Source organism: Mesorhizobium sp. CU3 (assembly GCF_006442965.1).
Lineage (GTDB): Bacteria > Pseudomonadota > Alphaproteobacteria > Rhizobiales > Rhizobiaceae > Mesorhizobium.
The window spans coordinates 125,421-139,581 of the sequence record NZ_VFWX01000005.1 but is presented as its reverse complement, the minus strand read 5'-3'; the positions used below and the strand labels follow the sequence as shown (position 1 = coordinate 139,581).

Annotated in this window: 13 protein-coding genes; 5 read left to right on the top strand and 8 right to left on the bottom strand. The window is 64.5% G+C overall.

The annotated features are described in order from the left end of the window. Nucleotides 1–4 precede the first annotated feature (4 nt). Both hpaE and FJ988_RS09920 read right to left on the bottom strand, forming a co-directional pair. Nucleotides 5–1,522, bottom strand: coding sequence for a 5-carboxymethyl-2-hydroxymuconate semialdehyde dehydrogenase (gene hpaE, locus FJ988_RS09925; protein WP_140816962.1), 1,518 nt, complete (start codon nucleotides 1,520–1,522; stop codon nucleotides 5–7). A 41-nt stretch (nucleotides 1,523–1,563) separates the two neighbouring features. Beyond that, a complete protein-coding gene (locus FJ988_RS09920) occupies nucleotides 1,564–1,950 on the bottom strand; it encodes a 5-carboxymethyl-2-hydroxymuconate Delta-isomerase (protein WP_140816960.1) in 387 nt (128 codons plus the stop codon). A 235-nt stretch (nucleotides 1,951–2,185) separates the two neighbouring features. On the opposite strand from FJ988_RS09920, the gene hpaR reads away from it, so the two are divergent. After that, a complete protein-coding gene (hpaR, locus tag FJ988_RS09915) occupies nucleotides 2,186–2,590 on the top strand; it encodes a homoprotocatechuate degradation operon regulator HpaR (RefSeq protein ID WP_246688502.1) in 405 nt (134 codons plus the stop codon). Between the two features lie 2 nt (nucleotides 2,591–2,592). Here the strand turns inward: hpaR and FJ988_RS09910 are convergent, their stop codons facing one another. Then, the gene (locus FJ988_RS09910) at nucleotides 2,593–3,102 is read right to left on the bottom strand and encodes a flavin reductase (protein WP_140816956.1); all 510 of its coding nucleotides are present in this window, start codon (nucleotides 3,100–3,102) and stop codon (nucleotides 2,593–2,595) included. 24 nt (nucleotides 3,103–3,126) lie between these two features. Then, on the bottom strand, nucleotides 3,127–4,671 hold the full coding sequence (locus FJ988_RS09905) for a 4-hydroxyphenylacetate 3-hydroxylase N-terminal domain-containing protein (RefSeq protein ID WP_140817230.1): 1,545 nt from the start codon (nucleotides 4,669–4,671) through the stop codon (nucleotides 3,127–3,129). A 94-nt stretch (nucleotides 4,672–4,765) separates the two neighbouring features. Between FJ988_RS09905 and FJ988_RS09900 the strand changes: the two genes are divergently transcribed. After that, the gene (locus FJ988_RS09900; RefSeq protein ID WP_140816954.1) at nucleotides 4,766–5,635 is read left to right on the top strand and encodes a helix-turn-helix domain-containing protein; all 870 of its coding nucleotides are present in this window, start codon (nucleotides 4,766–4,768) and stop codon (nucleotides 5,633–5,635) included. Between the two features lie 75 nt (nucleotides 5,636–5,710). Here the strand turns inward: FJ988_RS09900 and FJ988_RS09895 are convergent, their stop codons facing one another. The 4 genes from FJ988_RS09895 to FJ988_RS09880 are packed head-to-tail and all read right to left on the bottom strand — an operon-like array spanning nucleotide 5,711 to nucleotide 9,800. Then, nucleotides 5,711–7,066 (bottom strand): aminotransferase class III-fold pyridoxal phosphate-dependent enzyme, encoded by a 1,356-nt coding sequence (locus tag FJ988_RS09895; RefSeq protein ID WP_140816952.1) that lies wholly within the window; start codon nucleotides 7,064–7,066, stop codon nucleotides 5,711–5,713. Then, nucleotides 7,059–7,754, bottom strand: coding sequence for an HAD family hydrolase (locus tag FJ988_RS09890; protein WP_140816950.1), 696 nt, complete (start codon nucleotides 7,752–7,754; stop codon nucleotides 7,059–7,061). Before FJ988_RS09890 ends, FJ988_RS09895 begins: the two co-directional genes overlap by 8 nt. Then, nucleotides 7,751–9,013: a Tm-1-like ATP-binding domain-containing protein gene (locus tag FJ988_RS09885; protein WP_140816948.1), complete on the bottom strand. Its 1,263-nt coding sequence runs from the start codon at nucleotides 9,011–9,013 to the stop codon at nucleotides 7,751–7,753. Before FJ988_RS09885 ends, FJ988_RS09890 begins: the two co-directional genes overlap by 4 nt. A gap of 16 nt (nucleotides 9,014–9,029) precedes the next feature. After that, on the bottom strand, nucleotides 9,030–9,800 hold the full coding sequence (locus FJ988_RS09880) for an IclR family transcriptional regulator (RefSeq protein ID WP_140816946.1): 771 nt from the start codon (nucleotides 9,798–9,800) through the stop codon (nucleotides 9,030–9,032). Between the two features lie 179 nt (nucleotides 9,801–9,979). On the opposite strand from FJ988_RS09880, the gene FJ988_RS09875 reads away from it, so the two are divergent. The 3 genes from FJ988_RS09875 to FJ988_RS09865 are packed head-to-tail and all read left to right on the top strand — an operon-like array spanning nucleotide 9,980 to nucleotide 14,161. Continuing rightward, nucleotides 9,980–11,425: an APC family permease gene (locus FJ988_RS09875; RefSeq protein WP_140816944.1), complete on the top strand. Its 1,446-nt coding sequence runs from the start codon at nucleotides 9,980–9,982 to the stop codon at nucleotides 11,423–11,425. 49 nt (nucleotides 11,426–11,474) lie between these two features. After that, entirely contained in the window at nucleotides 11,475–12,674 is a 1,200-nt protein-coding gene (locus tag FJ988_RS09870) for a cytochrome P450 (RefSeq protein WP_140816942.1), read from the top strand. Continuing rightward, complete coding sequence (locus FJ988_RS09865) at nucleotides 12,671–14,161, top strand: aldehyde dehydrogenase (protein ID WP_140816940.1); 1,491 nt, start codon at nucleotides 12,671–12,673, stop codon at nucleotides 14,159–14,161. Before FJ988_RS09870 ends, FJ988_RS09865 begins: the two co-directional genes overlap by 4 nt.

The window sequence follows — 14,161 nt, the reverse complement described above, 5'->3', positions numbered from 1 at the left end:
CCGGTCAGCCGCCGAGCTTCTGGATCGCGTGCGGCGCCGTGGCGAACGCGATGTTCTTGGTTTCCATGTAGAAATCGAACGACCAATCGCCGCCGTCACGGCCGATGCCCGAGCTCTTCACGCCGCCGAACGGCGTCGGCAGATGGCGTACGTTCTCGGAATTCACCCAGATCATGCCGGCGTCCAGCGCGTCGGTGAAGCGGAACGAACGGGTGACGTCGGAGGTCCAGAGATAGCCGGTGAGGCCATATTGCGTGTCGTTGGCGAGAGCCAGCGCCTCGGCCTCGTCCTTGAACGGGATCGCCGTCAGCACCGGCCCGAAAATCTCTTCCTGGGCGATGCGCATCTTGTTGGTGGCGCCGGTGAACAATGTCGGGCTGACATAGCAGCCGCCGCCAGGACCGGCGAACTTGCCGCCGCCGGCGGCGACCACCGCGCCTTCGGACTTGCCTATGTCGATGTAGGAGAGAACCTTCTCCTCATGTACTGGATGGATCAGCGGACCGACGACCGTTTCGGGGTCGAGCGGATGGCCTATCTTGATGCGCTTGGCCTTCTCCGCCACCAGGGCGGTGAACTTGTCATAGACGCCTTCCTCCACCAGGAGCCTCGACGACGAGGTGCAACGCTCGCCGTTCAGCGAATAGATCATGAAGACGGCGGCATCCGCGGCGCGCTCCAGGTCGGCGTCGGCGAAGACGATGACCGGGTTCTTGCCGCCGAGTTCGAAATGCACGCGCTTTAGCGTCTCCGCACCTTGCTTCATGATCATCGAGCCGGTGCGGCTCTCGCCGACGAAGCCGATCGCCTTGATATCGGGGTGCTCGGTCAGCGCCCGCCCGGCATCCTCGCCGAAGCCGTTGACCAGGTTCCACACGCCCTTGGGCAGACCGGCCTCCTCGGCAATTTCCACCAGCAAGCGCGCCGTGAGCGGCGACAATTCCGCTGGCTTGTGGACGATCGTGCAGCCGGCGGCCAAAGCCGGTGCGATCTTCCAGGTCGACAGCATGAAAGGCGTGTTCCATGGCGTGATGACGCCGACCGGACCGATCGGCACGCGCGTCGTCATGTTGACCTGGTTCGGCGCGCGGATCGTGCGGCCGTCGCGGGCTTCCGGCGCGCGGTCGGCATAGAAGCGGAAGTTCTCCGCGCCGCGCAATGCGGCCTTGGCCATGAATTTCAGCGATTGGCCGGTGTCCATGCATTCGACGAAGGCGATCTCCTCGGCGCGCGCGACGATGGCGTCGGCGATTCTATGCAGCACCTTCTTGCGGGCATCACCGGAGATCGCCGCCCATTCCTTGAAAGCCGCCTTCGCCGCCTTGGCGGCGCGGTCGATGTCGGCAGGCTTGCCGCGCGCCACCGTGGCGATAGGCTTCAGGTCGATCGGCGAGATGGTCTCATATGTCGAGCCGTCCGCGGCAGGCACAGCCTCGCCGCCGATCTGGTTGAGCACACCATGATTCCTGAAACGCTCGAGATAGGCCTCGGCCTTGCGCAGATTGTCATCCAGTGTCGCCATGGGTCCTTCCTGTCTTCTGCTGCCAATCACTCCCCGCGCGCTCACTTGCTACGCAGGCGCGGGTGGATGGCGTTCTTCTTCCAGCTCAGCTCGGCGTCGATCTCGCGGATCTCAAGCGACAGCGCGAAATGCGGCGTCGCAAACAGCGTTGCCAGATGATCGGTCACTGCCGCGAAGATCGCTTCGCCGGCGCTCTTCTTTTCTGCCGCGCTACGGCCCTTGCCGATGCGGAAATTCATGTCGATGAAACCGTTCTCAGACAGACGGTCGGCAATCGCATAAGCTTCGGCCCGGAAGGCGCGCACTCTGACCGCGCCCGGCTCGAACAGGCCGGTTTCGAGGATGGTGCGCGACACCAGCGTGCAAAGCTCGGCCATGTCGACTTTCGGGTCGAGATTCGCCGAATATTCGATTGCCATATGGGGCAAGGTTTCCTCCGCCGGCATCGCCGATCTTGTAGTTAACATGTGAATTACATCTTGACGACCGAATGTCAAGCGTCGTTCTCTGTGTCGACGCAGCCGTCGCCGGTGGGATTGCCGCTCTCGGCAAAATCGCGGATATAGCTGCGAACCAAGTGTTAATATTTGCAGCGAGTCGTACTGAATTGGATTTTTCGGAGACCTGATTTTGCTACCGCCCAGCACGCGCCGCTCCCTGCCGATGGCTCTGCTTCGCGCCCGCGAAGTGATCATGGCGCATTTCCGGCCGATGCTTGCCCGCCACGACATCACCGAGCAGCAATGGCGCGTGCTGCGCGTGCTTGCCGAGAGCGGACCGCTGGAAGCCACCGAACTCGCCAACCGCGCCTCGATCCTGCCGCCGAGCCTTACCCGCATCATCAAGGCGATGGAGGAGCGCGAGTTCATCTCCCGCAACAAGGTCAAGGATGATGGCCGCCGCGCCTTGCTCGCGATCAGCCCCAGCGGCGTGGCGCTGATCGAGGAGCTCTCGCCAGAGCGCGCCGCCATCTACGAGGCGATCGAGAAGCGCTACGGCGCCGTGGAGCACGAGCGTCTGCTGGATATGCTGGAGAGCCTCATCCAGTCGGAATCGGCGGAAGGCTGACCCTACCCGCCGAAACTGCCAAGCGCGCTCGGCTGCATGTAGTTTCGCCCGACATAGAGCAGCGCCGCCTCGTCGCTGCCATGGCGGATGTCGACGACGCGGCCGAACATCACGTTGTGCGTGCCGACCTTGTTCACAGCGCCGATCTCGCAGTCGAAGCTGACGATGGCATCGAGCAGGGCCGGCATACCGGACGGCATGGTCTGCCAGCGCGCCGCCTGATAGCGCTCGGCCATGTCGCGGATCGCGCCGGCGAATTTCGCGGCCAGATGCATATGCGACTGTGTCAGCACATTGACGCAAAAACGCTGGTTGGCGAGGAACATCGAGGTCTGCGCCGAGCGCTCGTTCATGCACACAAGCAGCGTCGGCGGATCGTCGGACACGCTGCACATGGCGGTCGCGGTGAAGCCGCCGCGTCCGGCCGGACCGTCGGTGGTGACGATGTTGACCGGCGCGCAGACTCGCGCCATCGCCTCGCGGAATTCCAGCCTCGCGACTTGCGCTGTCATGGCCGCTTCCATGGCCGGCCTCGCTCAGTTGGCCTGGACGGAGAGCGGCGGCAGCCAGGTGTCGCCGGTCCAGCCCTTCTCGTCATAGTCGGCCATGCATTGGTCGACCAGTTCCTCCATCTGCTTCAGCCGGCCGCCGCGCTCCGCGCCTTTCAGCACTTGCAGCCGCACCTCTTCCGGCGCGCCGGCATAGTTGAGCTCGTAGAGCGCGTGACGGCCGCCGAATTCGGTACCCGTAGCGTCCCACAACAATTTCATGATCTTGATGCGCTCGACATGGCCCATGTCGTTGGAGCCGCGCACATATTGCGCGAGGTAGCGGTCGATCTCCGGATTGTCGAAATCGCGCGCCGAGGAGGGCAGATAGATGAGCCCCGAGGCGATTACCCGACGCACGGTGTCGATGACGCGCGGATAGGCCTCCGACATGAAGGTGCGGTAGGCGAGCGCCGCCTCGAGATTGGGCAGCACCGCGCCATTGGCCCAGGGAATCGGATTGTGCGCCATCGCGTTGGAAAAGCTCCAGAACATGTGGCGCAGCGCAATCACCTCGCCGAGTGCCGCCTGGTTGCCGCGGAAGGCATCGCCGCCGGTGGCGCGCAACGCCTTGGCGAGCAGGCCGGCAAGGAAGTCGAGTTTTACGGCAAAGCGCGTGCAGCCCTGGAAGCAATAGCCGTGCATGAAGCCCGACGCCGGATGGAAGGACAGGATTTTCTGCGCATCGCGCAGTACCAGCACGTCTTCCCAGGGGATGAAGACATTGTCGAGCACCAGGATCGCGTCGTTCTCGTCGAAGCGCGACGACAGCGGATAGTCGAAGGGCTGGCCGACCGTGTTGGCGGTCTGCTCGTAGGAGACGCGGCAGAACATCTTAATGCCCGGCGCGTTCATCGGCACGATGAACATCACCGACAGTGACGGGTCCTCGGTGACCGTAGCCGAGCTTTGCGCCAGGAAATTATAGTGGGTGAGCGCCGACGACGTCGCCACCACCTTGGCGCCCGACACCCAGATGCCGGCGTCATTCTCCTTGGTGATGTGCACGAAGACGTCCTTCACCTGCTCGGCCGGCTTGTGGCGGTCGATCGGCGGATTGACGATGGCGTGGTTCATGAACAGCACCGCTTCCTGCGCACGCTTGTGCCAGGCCAGAGCATTGTCCTTGAACGGGCCGTACCATTCGGCGTTGGCGCCGAGCGTGTTCATCAGCGCCGCCTTGTAGTCGGGCGTGCGCCCCATCCAGCCATAAGACATGCGCGACCAGTCGGCGATCGCGGTCTGCTGCTGGGCAAGCTCGGCGGCGGAGCGGGCGACGCGGAAATATTTGTGCGTATAGCCGCCCGAGCCGGTGTCGGTCGCCGAAGTGAGCACCGGCTGCTGGTTAGGGTCGTGCAGGGCGTCGTAGAGGCGGGCCAACGAACGCGCCGAATTGCGCATGGCCGGATGATTGGTGACGTCCGCCACCCGCTCGCCGTTGATATAGACCTCGCGCCCGTCGCGCAGGCTCGCCAGATATTCGGCGCCCGTGAACGGCCGCGAAATGTCAGCCCGGAAATCTTCCGATCGCATCATGATCCTCCCTTGATCTGCCAACAGTAGTCGCGGACTGCACAATCGTTTATGGACGAAAGCGCAAAACCGCTTGGACTTTTTCGGGCGCCTCATGAGCCAGACCGCCATTCCGGAATTCTTCGTCTACGGCGAGCCTGCACGGGCGTTGGACGTCGGTTTCCTGCATGTCGAGACCGTGCAGGCCCGCGCATCGGTGCATCGCGGCCGGGTTCTGGCGCACAAGCATCCGCAGATGGCGCAGATCACCTTCTGGACGAGCGGGCAGGGCGTCTATCGGATCGAAGACAAGACCTGGAGTTTTTCGGCACCGACGGTTAGCTTCATGCCGAGCGGCGTGGTGCATGGCTTCGACATCGAGCCGGGCACGGACGCGATCGTGGTTTCGGTCGCGGATGCGGCGCTGGCGGCGATCGCGGAGCACTCGGCGCTCCCGTTGGACCAGCCGGTCTTGATCACTGGGCGAGGCGAAGCGTCACTGTGGGAACGGCTCACCGACACGATCAAAATGATCCGGGACGAGTATGCTGAAGCGCAGGCCGGCGCGGAAAAGATCCTGCCCCCGCTGATCGCCGTCGCGCTCTCGCACATCGCCCGGCTCGATGCGCAATCGCACGCGGTGACTGTGCCGGCGGCGGTGGCGTTGGGCGGGCGGCTCAGACGGCTGATCGACCGGCATTTCCGCGACGACTGGCCGGTCGAGCGCTATGTCGAGGAACTCGCCACGACGCGCCACCTGCTCGACAAGGCGGCGCATCAGGTGCTGGGCTCGGGCGTGCGGCAGGCCATCGGCGAAAGACGCCTGGTTGAGGCCAAGCGTCTGCTGCTCTTCACCATCCGCACCGTCGAGGACATCGCCTACGAGACCGGTTTCAACGACCCGGCCTATTTCTCGCGGTTTTTTCGACAGGCCGTTGGAGTGGCGCCGGCGGCTTGGCGGCGTGAAAGAGTGAGTAGTAAGTAGCGAGTGGTGAGTGGTGAACAAAAGCGGGATCGATGATCCCCGACCCCGAAGTCATCACTACTCACTACTGACTACTCACGCGGCAGCCGCGCTCAACCCCACATCCAGCCCCTCGGCAATCTTCGCCACATCCGACGCCGTGATGATCAGCGGCGGCGACAGGATGATGTTGTTGCCGGAGACGCGCAGCATGACGCCGGCGCCGTACGCGGCATCCGCGACTGTCGCCATCGTCTTCTTGTCGACCGGCTTCTTGGCGCCGCGATCCGAGACCAGCTCGAGCGCCGCCATCAGGCCCTGGTAGCGGACGTCGCCGACCAGCTGGTGCTTGGCCTTCAGCGCCTCCAGCGCCTTGCCGAGCTCGATGCCGCGCGCCGCGGCATTCTCGTTGACGGCAAGCCGTTTGGTCTCGGCGAGCGCGGCAATACCGGCCGCGCAGCCGACCGGATGGCCGGAATATGTGTAGCCGTGGCCGATCGCTCCGAAGCTCGTCTTGTCCGCTTCGAAGACGTCGGCGACCTTGGCGCCGATCATGGTGGCGCCGAGCGGGAAATAGCCCGAGGTGATTGCCTTGGCCAAGGCCATGAAATCCGGCTTGACGCCGGTGAGACGCGAGCCTGCCCAGGCGCCGGTGCGGCCAAAGCCGGTCACCACCTCGTCGGCGATCAACAATATGTCGTGGCGGTCGCAGATCGCCCGCACCGTCGGCATGAAGCTTTCATGCGGAACGATGACGCCGCCGGCCCCGAGCACCGGCTCCATGATGAAGGCGGCGATGGTGTCGGCGCCCTGGAAGGCGATCTCTTCCTCGATCGCCCGCGCGCAGAGTTTTGCCAGCTTCGCCGGATCGGTTTCGTCGAACGGGTTGCGATAGGTCATAGGCGCCGGCGTGTGAAAGACGCCGGGCAAAAGCGGCTCGTAGTTGCGGCGGAAATTGGCGTTGCCGTTGACCGAGGCGCCACCGAAATGCGTGCCGTGATAGCCCTTCTTCAGCGCTAGGAATTTCGTCCGGTCGCCCTGGCCGCGGATCTTCCAGTACTGCCGCGCGAGCCTGAGCGCCGTCTCGACCGAATCCGATCCGCCCGAGGTGAAGAAGGCGCGCACCATGCCTTCCGGCGCGAACCATTCGGTCAATTCATAGGCAAGCTCGATCGACGGCCCGGTCGAGGTGCCGCGAAAGCCTGAATAATAGGGCAGGGCGTCGAGTTGGGCCGCCATCGCCTTTTTGATCGGATCGCAGCTGTAGCCGAGATTGACGTTCCACAGGCCGCCGACGGCGTCCAGAACCGTGCGTCCTTCGGCATCGGTGACCGATGCGCCGGCGCCCTTCATGATGATCTTCGGCGGGGTCGCCCGCATCTCGGCCGGATGCGCCATCGGGTGCCAGATCGGCTTGGCGTTGTTTTCGGTGAGGAAGTTGATGTCACGCATCGGGGAACTCCGGGTTATCCAATTGTGAGAGCGTCAGGCCGAAATGACCAAGCGCCTCGGCATAGCTTTTCGTCGGCTGGGCGACGTCGAAATGAACCGTGAGCATGCCGGCGGCAAGCGCGCCGTCGACGTTGCGTTGCTGGTCGTCGACGAAGACGCAGGCCTCGAGCGGCAGCTTCAGTGCCTCGCCTACCATCGCATAGGCCTGGCGGTCGGGCTTGAGGATTTTGGTATAGGTCGCGTCGATGATCGTCTCGAACAGTTTGAGCAGCGGCAGCCGCCCGCGAAACGACTCGCCGTAGAACAGGTCGAGCTCGTTGGAGAGGATGGCGAGCCGGACGCCCGCCTCATGCGCGATGCGGATTGCGCGCTCGGCCTCGGGCCGGATCACCGCTTGCGGGTCGGCTCCGCGCGCCCGCTGCACGAAGGTCGACATGTCGTCCCAGTTCTCGCCGACCAGCCTTCCGACCTCGCGGGTGCGCGTCTTCCAATAGTCGCGCTCGCTGATCTCGTCGGCCTGCATCGAACGCCACAACGGATCGGAGGCCGGATCAAACGGACCGCGCCAGTCGAGCGTGCCTGGCTTCAATCCCAGCGCCTGCTCGGTCAGTGCATGCGTCTCAAACAGCGTGCGCGTGACGACGCCGCCGAAGTCGAGCACCAGCGCCTGGGGCTTCACGGCGCTCATGCCGCGTGCCTGCCCGGCGGAACGATGCCTTCGGCCACCCAACGGTCGAAGATTTCCAGCGCCTTGGCGGCGAAGGCGGCGTCGTTGATGTGGCCGGCGATCTCGTGCAACTCGGCGTTCTTCGGCACGCTTGCGCGCATCTCTTCCACGAAGGCCGACAGCGCCTCCGGCTCATGGAGCGGCTCGCCTTCCTGATCCCATTGCTGGATACCTCCGGCAGGCAGGATGAAGGCGGTCGGCCCGGTCGCCGCCGCGAGCTTCTCGCCGATGGTTCGCGCGATCTCCTTGCGCGTCGAGCCGTCAGAAGTCACCGAGGCAAGCAGGCGGTTATGCGCGTGGTAGGGCCGTTCGAAGAAACGGGACGGCACCGGCTGCCAGGTCGGGAAATCCACCATGTCGACGGCGCCGGGCGCGACGATCTGCGGGATGCCTTGCCGGCCGGCGTTCTCCAGCCGGTCGGCGCCCGAATTCACCACCGACCCGGTGAGCTGGTTGGCGAGTTCCTGCAGGCTGAAATCCATGACCGCGACGAAGCCCTTCTGTGCCGCGATCGCTTCCAGCGCCCGCCCGCCCATGCCGGTTGTGTGGAAGACGATCACCTCATAGCCGCGCTTTTCCAGCTCCGGCTTCAGCGTCACCATATACTGAAGGCAGCTTTTGCCGAGTGAGCTCATGCCGATTCTCGGTCTTGCCTTGTCCGGCTTGACGACGGCGCGCGCGGCGCCCACCACGGCCCCGCTCGCCTGCGACAGCACTGCCTTACAGGCGCTGTTCAAGCCGTAGAGGCCGCCGGCCCACAGGATCATCATCAGGTCGGTGGCGATGCGCTCGGGCGGCACCAGGTGCGAATAGGCGATGGTCGAGACGACGAATTTCGGCACGCCGAGCGGCAGCGCCAGCGCGACGTCCAGCGCAAGGTCGGTGCCCATTGAGCCGCCAAGCGCGATGAAGCCTTCGATCTCCCCCTTGTCGTACAGCGAACGCGCGAGCCGCGAGGCGCCGAGCGCCATCAGGGTCATCGCCGTATTCTCGTCGCCGCTGGCGATGATGGCCTCGATCGTCGTGTCGGCAGCTTTGGCCACGGCATGCCGGTCGTACTCCGGCCTATAGGGCGGATCGCCGAGCACGCTGACATCCATCATCACGGCAACTCCGCCGACGGCCTCGATGCGCTCGCGCATGAACAGAAGCTCGTCGGCCTTGGTGTCACCGGTGCCGATAACCAGGATTCGGCGTTTCTCCTCCACGTCAGTCTCCATGAACTCGTTAGTTGATTTATGCCCGTTTCTGGCGGGCTGGGTCATGCCGGCCAAACAGCCGTTCGCCGATGTTGCGCGCCGCCGCGATGACATCGCCGCCAAGGCGTTCGATGTCGCTTTTCTGGGTGCGCACCCGCGGCGCCGCGATCGCGATGGCGCCGATGGCGTGGCCGTCGGCGCCGAGGATGGGGGCTGCCACGCTCATCACACCTTCCTCGAAGCCCTGCGCGCCGATGGAATGGCCGCGCGCGCGGGCGGCGGCGATATGCTCGGCCAATGCCGTTGCATCGCCGATGGTAAAGGGCGTGAAGGCTGGCATCGGCCCCGCGAGGATATCCGCGCGCACGCGCTCCTCGGCAAAGGCGAGGAAGGCGATACCCGACGCCGTCGCATGCATGGGCAGCACTTGGCCGGGGGAGACGCTGACGCGGTTGGCCTTGGCTGATTCGACGACATGGATGGAGAGCAGGCCGCGTTTGGAATATTCCGAGAGATGCACTGTCTCGCCGGTTTCTTCGGCCAACGCTTCCACCACCGGCACGGCCATGCGCAGAAACGGGAACTGCGCCTCACGCATCAGCGCCAGCCGGGTCAGGCCGGCGCCGAGGCGGTAGCGTCGCGTCGTTTCGTCCTGCTCGACCAGCCCTTGTGCGATCAGCGAAACCAGCAGCCGGCGCGTCGTCGCCTTGTCGAAGCCGGCGCCCTTGGCGAGATCGGCAAGCGCCGTCTCGGGCGCGCCGCTGCCCAGCATTTCCAGCAGCGAAATGGCTTTGGCCACCGTGCTCATCGCCGTCTCCGATCCTCCGTCAGATACTTAACGTGCGAATTAACTTGACAGCAAGTCGATTCCTTTGCAAGTCTAATATCGAAATGCCGTTGCAAATAATGAAATGCACATTGGTCCCGTCAGAAGGCCCTCGGCATCTCTGGGACACTTGATTTCCGCGGAGCGGAATGGAGGGAAAGATGACTTCAGTAGAAAACGGCGAAGTGAACCGGCTGCGTAAAAACAGTCTCGGTGTTGGCGCCGTCACGTTCCTGGTGGTTTCGGCTGCAGCGCCACTTACGGCGGTCGCCGGCGGTGTGCCGCTATCGATGCTTATGGGCAACGGCGCCGGTATTCCCGGCACCTTTCTGATCGTGACGCTGCTTCTGCTGGTCTTCGCGGTCGGCTATGTGGCGATGGCCCGCCATGTCGCCAATGCCGGCGCGTTCTATGCCTATACGGCGCGCGGCCTCGGCGGTTCGCTCGGCGGTGCCGCCGCGCTGATCGCCATCCTCAGCTATAACGCCATGCAGATCGGTGTTTTCGGAATGTTCGGCGCCGCCACCTCCGGGCTTTTTGCCAGCTGGGGCATCACCTTGCCTTGGTGGGTATGGTGCTTCCTCGGCATCGCGCTTGTGGGCGTGTTCGGCTACCGCCGTGTCGACCTGTCGGCCAAGGTCCTGACGGTTCTGGTGCTGCTCGAATACCTCGTCGTGCTGGTGATCGACGTCGCGATCCTGCTCAAGGGCGGCGATTCCGGCCTGAGCCTGGCGCCTTTCACCCCTTCGCAGATACTCAGCGGCTCGCCTGCCATTGGCCTGCTCTTCTGCTTTGCCGCCTTCATCGGCTTCGAAGCCACCACCATCTACTCGGAGGAGGCGCGCGAACCGCAGCGCACCGTGCCCCGCGCCACTTACATCTCAGTTCTCATCATCGGCGTCTTCTACATGTTGACCAGCTGGCTGATGACGAATGGCGAAGGCGTCGACAAGCTGGTGCCTGCGCTGAAGAACCTTTCCGATCCGACCACCTTCCTGTTCGGCCTTTCCGACCGCTATGTCGGCCCGATGCTGACCCATCTGATGAGCATCCTGTTCGTCTCCAGCCTGTTTGCCGGCGTGCTTGCATTCCACAATGGCACCGCGCGTTACTTCTACGTGGCCGGTCGTGAGAAACTGCTGCCGCAGGCCATCGGTGTCACGCACCCGGTCTTCCAGAGCCCGCATGTCGGCTCGCTCATCCAGACGGCGATCGCCACTGTCGTGGTGGCGCTGTTTGCAATCACGGGCCAGGATCCGGTGCTCGCCCTGTTCTCCTGGCTGACCAATGTCGGCACGCTCGGCATCATCGTGCTGATGGCACTGACCTCGTTCTCGGTCGTGGCCTTCTTCGCCGCCAATCCGACCCTTGAACCCAACGCGATCAAGTCGAAGATCTTCCCGGTGATCGCAGGGCTGGCACTGGTCTTCATCATCTTCGAGATCGTCATCAACTTCGGCAATCTGTCCGGCGCTTCCGGCGTGCTCGGCTGGCTGTTGCCTTCGCTGGTGCTGATCGCCGCAGTGCTCGGCTATATACTCGCCGTCTCGCTCAAGGGCCGCGACGCGGCTGCCTTCGCCAGACTCGGCCAAGAGTTGCCAAACTGAGCAACAAAGGAGGCGGCGCCCTGGCGCCGCCTCTCTGTCGGAGCAGTCGATGAGCTTTGCCGAAACAATTACCGTCGAGGCGCTGGAGGCCGATCCTTACCCGATCTATGCGCAACTGAGGCGCAACGCCCCGGTCGCCTTCGTGCCGGCGGTCAACCTCTGGTTCGTCACCCGCTGGAAGGACGTGGAGTTCGTCGCGAAGTCGCCGGAGATTTTCTCCGCGGCCGTTGCCGACGGCGCCTCGCCCGTCGAGCGGTCTTTCGGCAAGCCGACCATCCTCACCACGGACGGCGAGGTCCACAAGGATCTCCGGTTGGGTGTCGATCCGAAATACCGGCCGCGCATCGTCGCCTCCTATGCCGGCGACCTCGTGCGGTCGATCGCCGAGCCCTATCTCGACGAGATTGCCAGGCGCGGCTCGGCCGAACTGATGGCCGACTATTTCGAGCCGGTGTCGACGCTTAGCCTGGCGCGCTCGCTCGGCCTCACCGACGTCGACATGCCGACCTTGCGCCGCTGGTTCTACGGGCTCGCCCAGGGCGCCATCAACTTCGAGAAGGACCCCAAGCGGCAAGAGATCGCCGACGCCATCGGCGCCGAGGTCAGCGATGCCGTGATGCCGACGTTGGAGAAGCTGGCCCGGGAGCCTGACGACTCGGCTTTGTCGCATATGCTGCATGATGGCATGCCGGAAGGCAAAACGCGGTCCATCGACTTCCTGATGCCGACCATCAAGGTCATCCTGCTCGGCGGCATGCAGGAACCTGGCCATGGCGCCGGCTCCATCCTCGTCGGGCTGCTCACCCATCCCGAACAGTTGCAGCAGGTGCTCGGCGATTTGGATAGTTTCGTGCCGAAGGCGGTCGACGAGGGTCTGCGCTGGGTGGCGCCGATCGGCACGCAGACACGTGAGACGACGCGTGCGGTGGAACTGGGCGGCCTGACGATTCCGGCCGGCGCGCCGATCGCGGCGCTGGTGTCGTCGGCCAGCCGCGACGAAAACCGTTTTGCCGATCCCGACCGCTTCGACATCAACCGCGACGAAGGCAACCACGCCGCCTTCGGCTTCGGCCATCATTTCTGCTCGGGCCGCTTTTTTGCGCGCGAGCAGATATGCTTGGCGCTAAAATTGCTGCTCGAGCGCTTCCCGGACCTCAAGCTGGTGCCGGGCAAGGAACCGGTATTCCGCGGCTGGGAATTCCGCGCGCCAACCACATTGCATGTCAGTTTCGGAGCCAGTGCCCAATGATCACCCAGGATGCCATCGACACGCTGCGCAAGGCGGAGGTCGGCGCGCGGCGCCTGTTCATCGACGGCGTCCATGCCGATGCAGAGAGCGGCGCCAGCCTGCCGGTCATCTCGCCGATCGACGGCCGCCCCTTCGCCAGCATTGCGGATGGCGGCGCCGCCGATGTCGACCTCGCGGTGGCCTCGGCGCGCAAGGCGTTCGCCAAAGGCTCGTGGTCGCGGGCCGCCCCTGCCTTCCGCAAGAAGGTGCTGTCGAAATTCGCCGACCTGGTCGAGAAGCACGCTGCGGAGTTGGCTGTGCTCGGCGTGCGCGACAACGGCACCGAGATCGGCATGGCCTACAAGGCCGAACCGCTCTCGGCCGCCGGCACCATCCGCTACTATGCCGAGGCGATCGACAAGGTCTATGGCGAGATCGCGCCGACGGCCGACAACGTGCTGGGTCTCATACACAAGGAGCCGCTCGGCGTCGTCGGTATCATCGTGCCTTGGAATTTCCCGCTGATGATCGGCGCCTGGAAGATCGCGCCGGCGCTGGCTGCGGGCAACGCCATCGTCGTCAAGCCGCCGGAGATCGCTTCGCTGACTCTGCTGCGGCTGGCCGAGCTGGCCGCCGAGGCTGGCCTGCCGGAGGGCGTCTTCAACGTCGTCACCGGCCGTGGCTCGGTCGCCGGCGAGGCGCTCGGCCTGCATCTGGATGTCGACGCAATCGCCTTCACCGGCTCCGGCCCGGTCGGCCGCCGCCTGCTCGAATATTCGGCGCGTTCCAATTTGAAGCGCGTCTTCCTCGAGCTTGGCGGCAAGTCGCCCAACATCGTCTTTGCCGACGCGCCGGATTTGAAGCAGGCTGCGGTCGTCTCGGCCAACGGCATCTTCCGCAATTCCGGCCAGGTTTGCGTCGCCGGCTCGCGGCTGCTGGTCCAGGCCCCGGTCTACGACCGCTTCATGGACGAGTTGCTCAAGGCGACGACGAAGCTCAAGGTCGGCGACCCGCTCGATCTCGGCTCCGATGTCGGCGCGGTGTCGAGCGCCGAACAATTGACCAAGAATCTCGGCTTCGTCGCCAAGGCCTCGGAGGAGGGCGCCCGTCTCGTCACCGGCGGCGAACGCATCCTCACCGATACCGGCGGCAGCTATATGGCGCCGACCATTTTCGACAACGTGACCGAGACCATGCAACTGGCCCGCGAGGAAGTGTTCGGGCCGGTGCTCGGCGTCATGCGCTTCGAGACCGAGGAGGAAGCTGTGCGTCTTGCCAACGCCACTGTCTATGGGCTCGCGTCAGCGGTGTGGACCTCGAACCTGTCGACCGCGCACCGCATGGTCCGCGCTATCAATGCCGGGGTCGTCCATGTCAACACCTATGGCGGCGCCGACATCACCGTGCCGCTCGGCGGCTTCAAGCAGTCCGGCTTCGGCCGCGACAAGTCGCTACACGCGATCGAGAAATACACCGACCTCAAGACGGCTTGGATCAATCTCGGCTGA

What these genes read in the sequence shown, in the direction of transcription:
- hpaE (WP_140816962.1), bottom strand. Translation starts at nt 1,522, where the DNA reads ATGGCGACACTGGATGACAATCTGCGCAAGGCCGAGGCCTATCTCGAG.
- hpaR (WP_246688502.1), top strand. Translation starts at nt 2,186, where the DNA reads ATGGCTCTGCTTCGCGCCCGCGAAGTGATCATGGCGCATTTCCGGCCG.
- FJ988_RS09910 (WP_140816956.1), bottom strand. Translation starts at nt 3,102, where the DNA reads ATGACAGCGCAAGTCGCGAGGCTGGAATTCCGCGAGGCGATGGCGCGA.
- FJ988_RS09905 (WP_140817230.1), bottom strand. Translation starts at nt 4,671, where the DNA reads ATGCGATCGGAAGATTTCCGGGCTGACATTTCGCGGCCGTTCACGGGC.
- FJ988_RS09900 (WP_140816954.1), top strand. Translation starts at nt 4,766, where the DNA reads ATGAGCCAGACCGCCATTCCGGAATTCTTCGTCTACGGCGAGCCTGCA.
- FJ988_RS09895 (WP_140816952.1), bottom strand. Translation starts at nt 7,066, where the DNA reads ATGCGTGACATCAACTTCCTCACCGAAAACAACGCCAAGCCGATCTGG.
- FJ988_RS09890 (WP_140816950.1), bottom strand. Translation starts at nt 7,754, where the DNA reads ATGAGCGCCGTGAAGCCCCAGGCGCTGGTGCTCGACTTCGGCGGCGTC.
- FJ988_RS09885 (WP_140816948.1), bottom strand. Translation starts at nt 9,013, where the DNA reads ATGGAGACTGACGTGGAGGAGAAACGCCGAATCCTGGTTATCGGCACC.
- FJ988_RS09880 (WP_140816946.1), bottom strand. Translation starts at nt 9,800, where the DNA reads ATGAGCACGGTGGCCAAAGCCATTTCGCTGCTGGAAATGCTGGGCAGC.
- FJ988_RS09875 (WP_140816944.1), top strand. Translation starts at nt 9,980, where the DNA reads ATGACTTCAGTAGAAAACGGCGAAGTGAACCGGCTGCGTAAAAACAGT.
- FJ988_RS09870 (WP_140816942.1), top strand. Translation starts at nt 11,475, where the DNA reads ATGAGCTTTGCCGAAACAATTACCGTCGAGGCGCTGGAGGCCGATCCT.
- FJ988_RS09865 (WP_140816940.1), top strand. Translation starts at nt 12,671, where the DNA reads ATGATCACCCAGGATGCCATCGACACGCTGCGCAAGGCGGAGGTCGGC.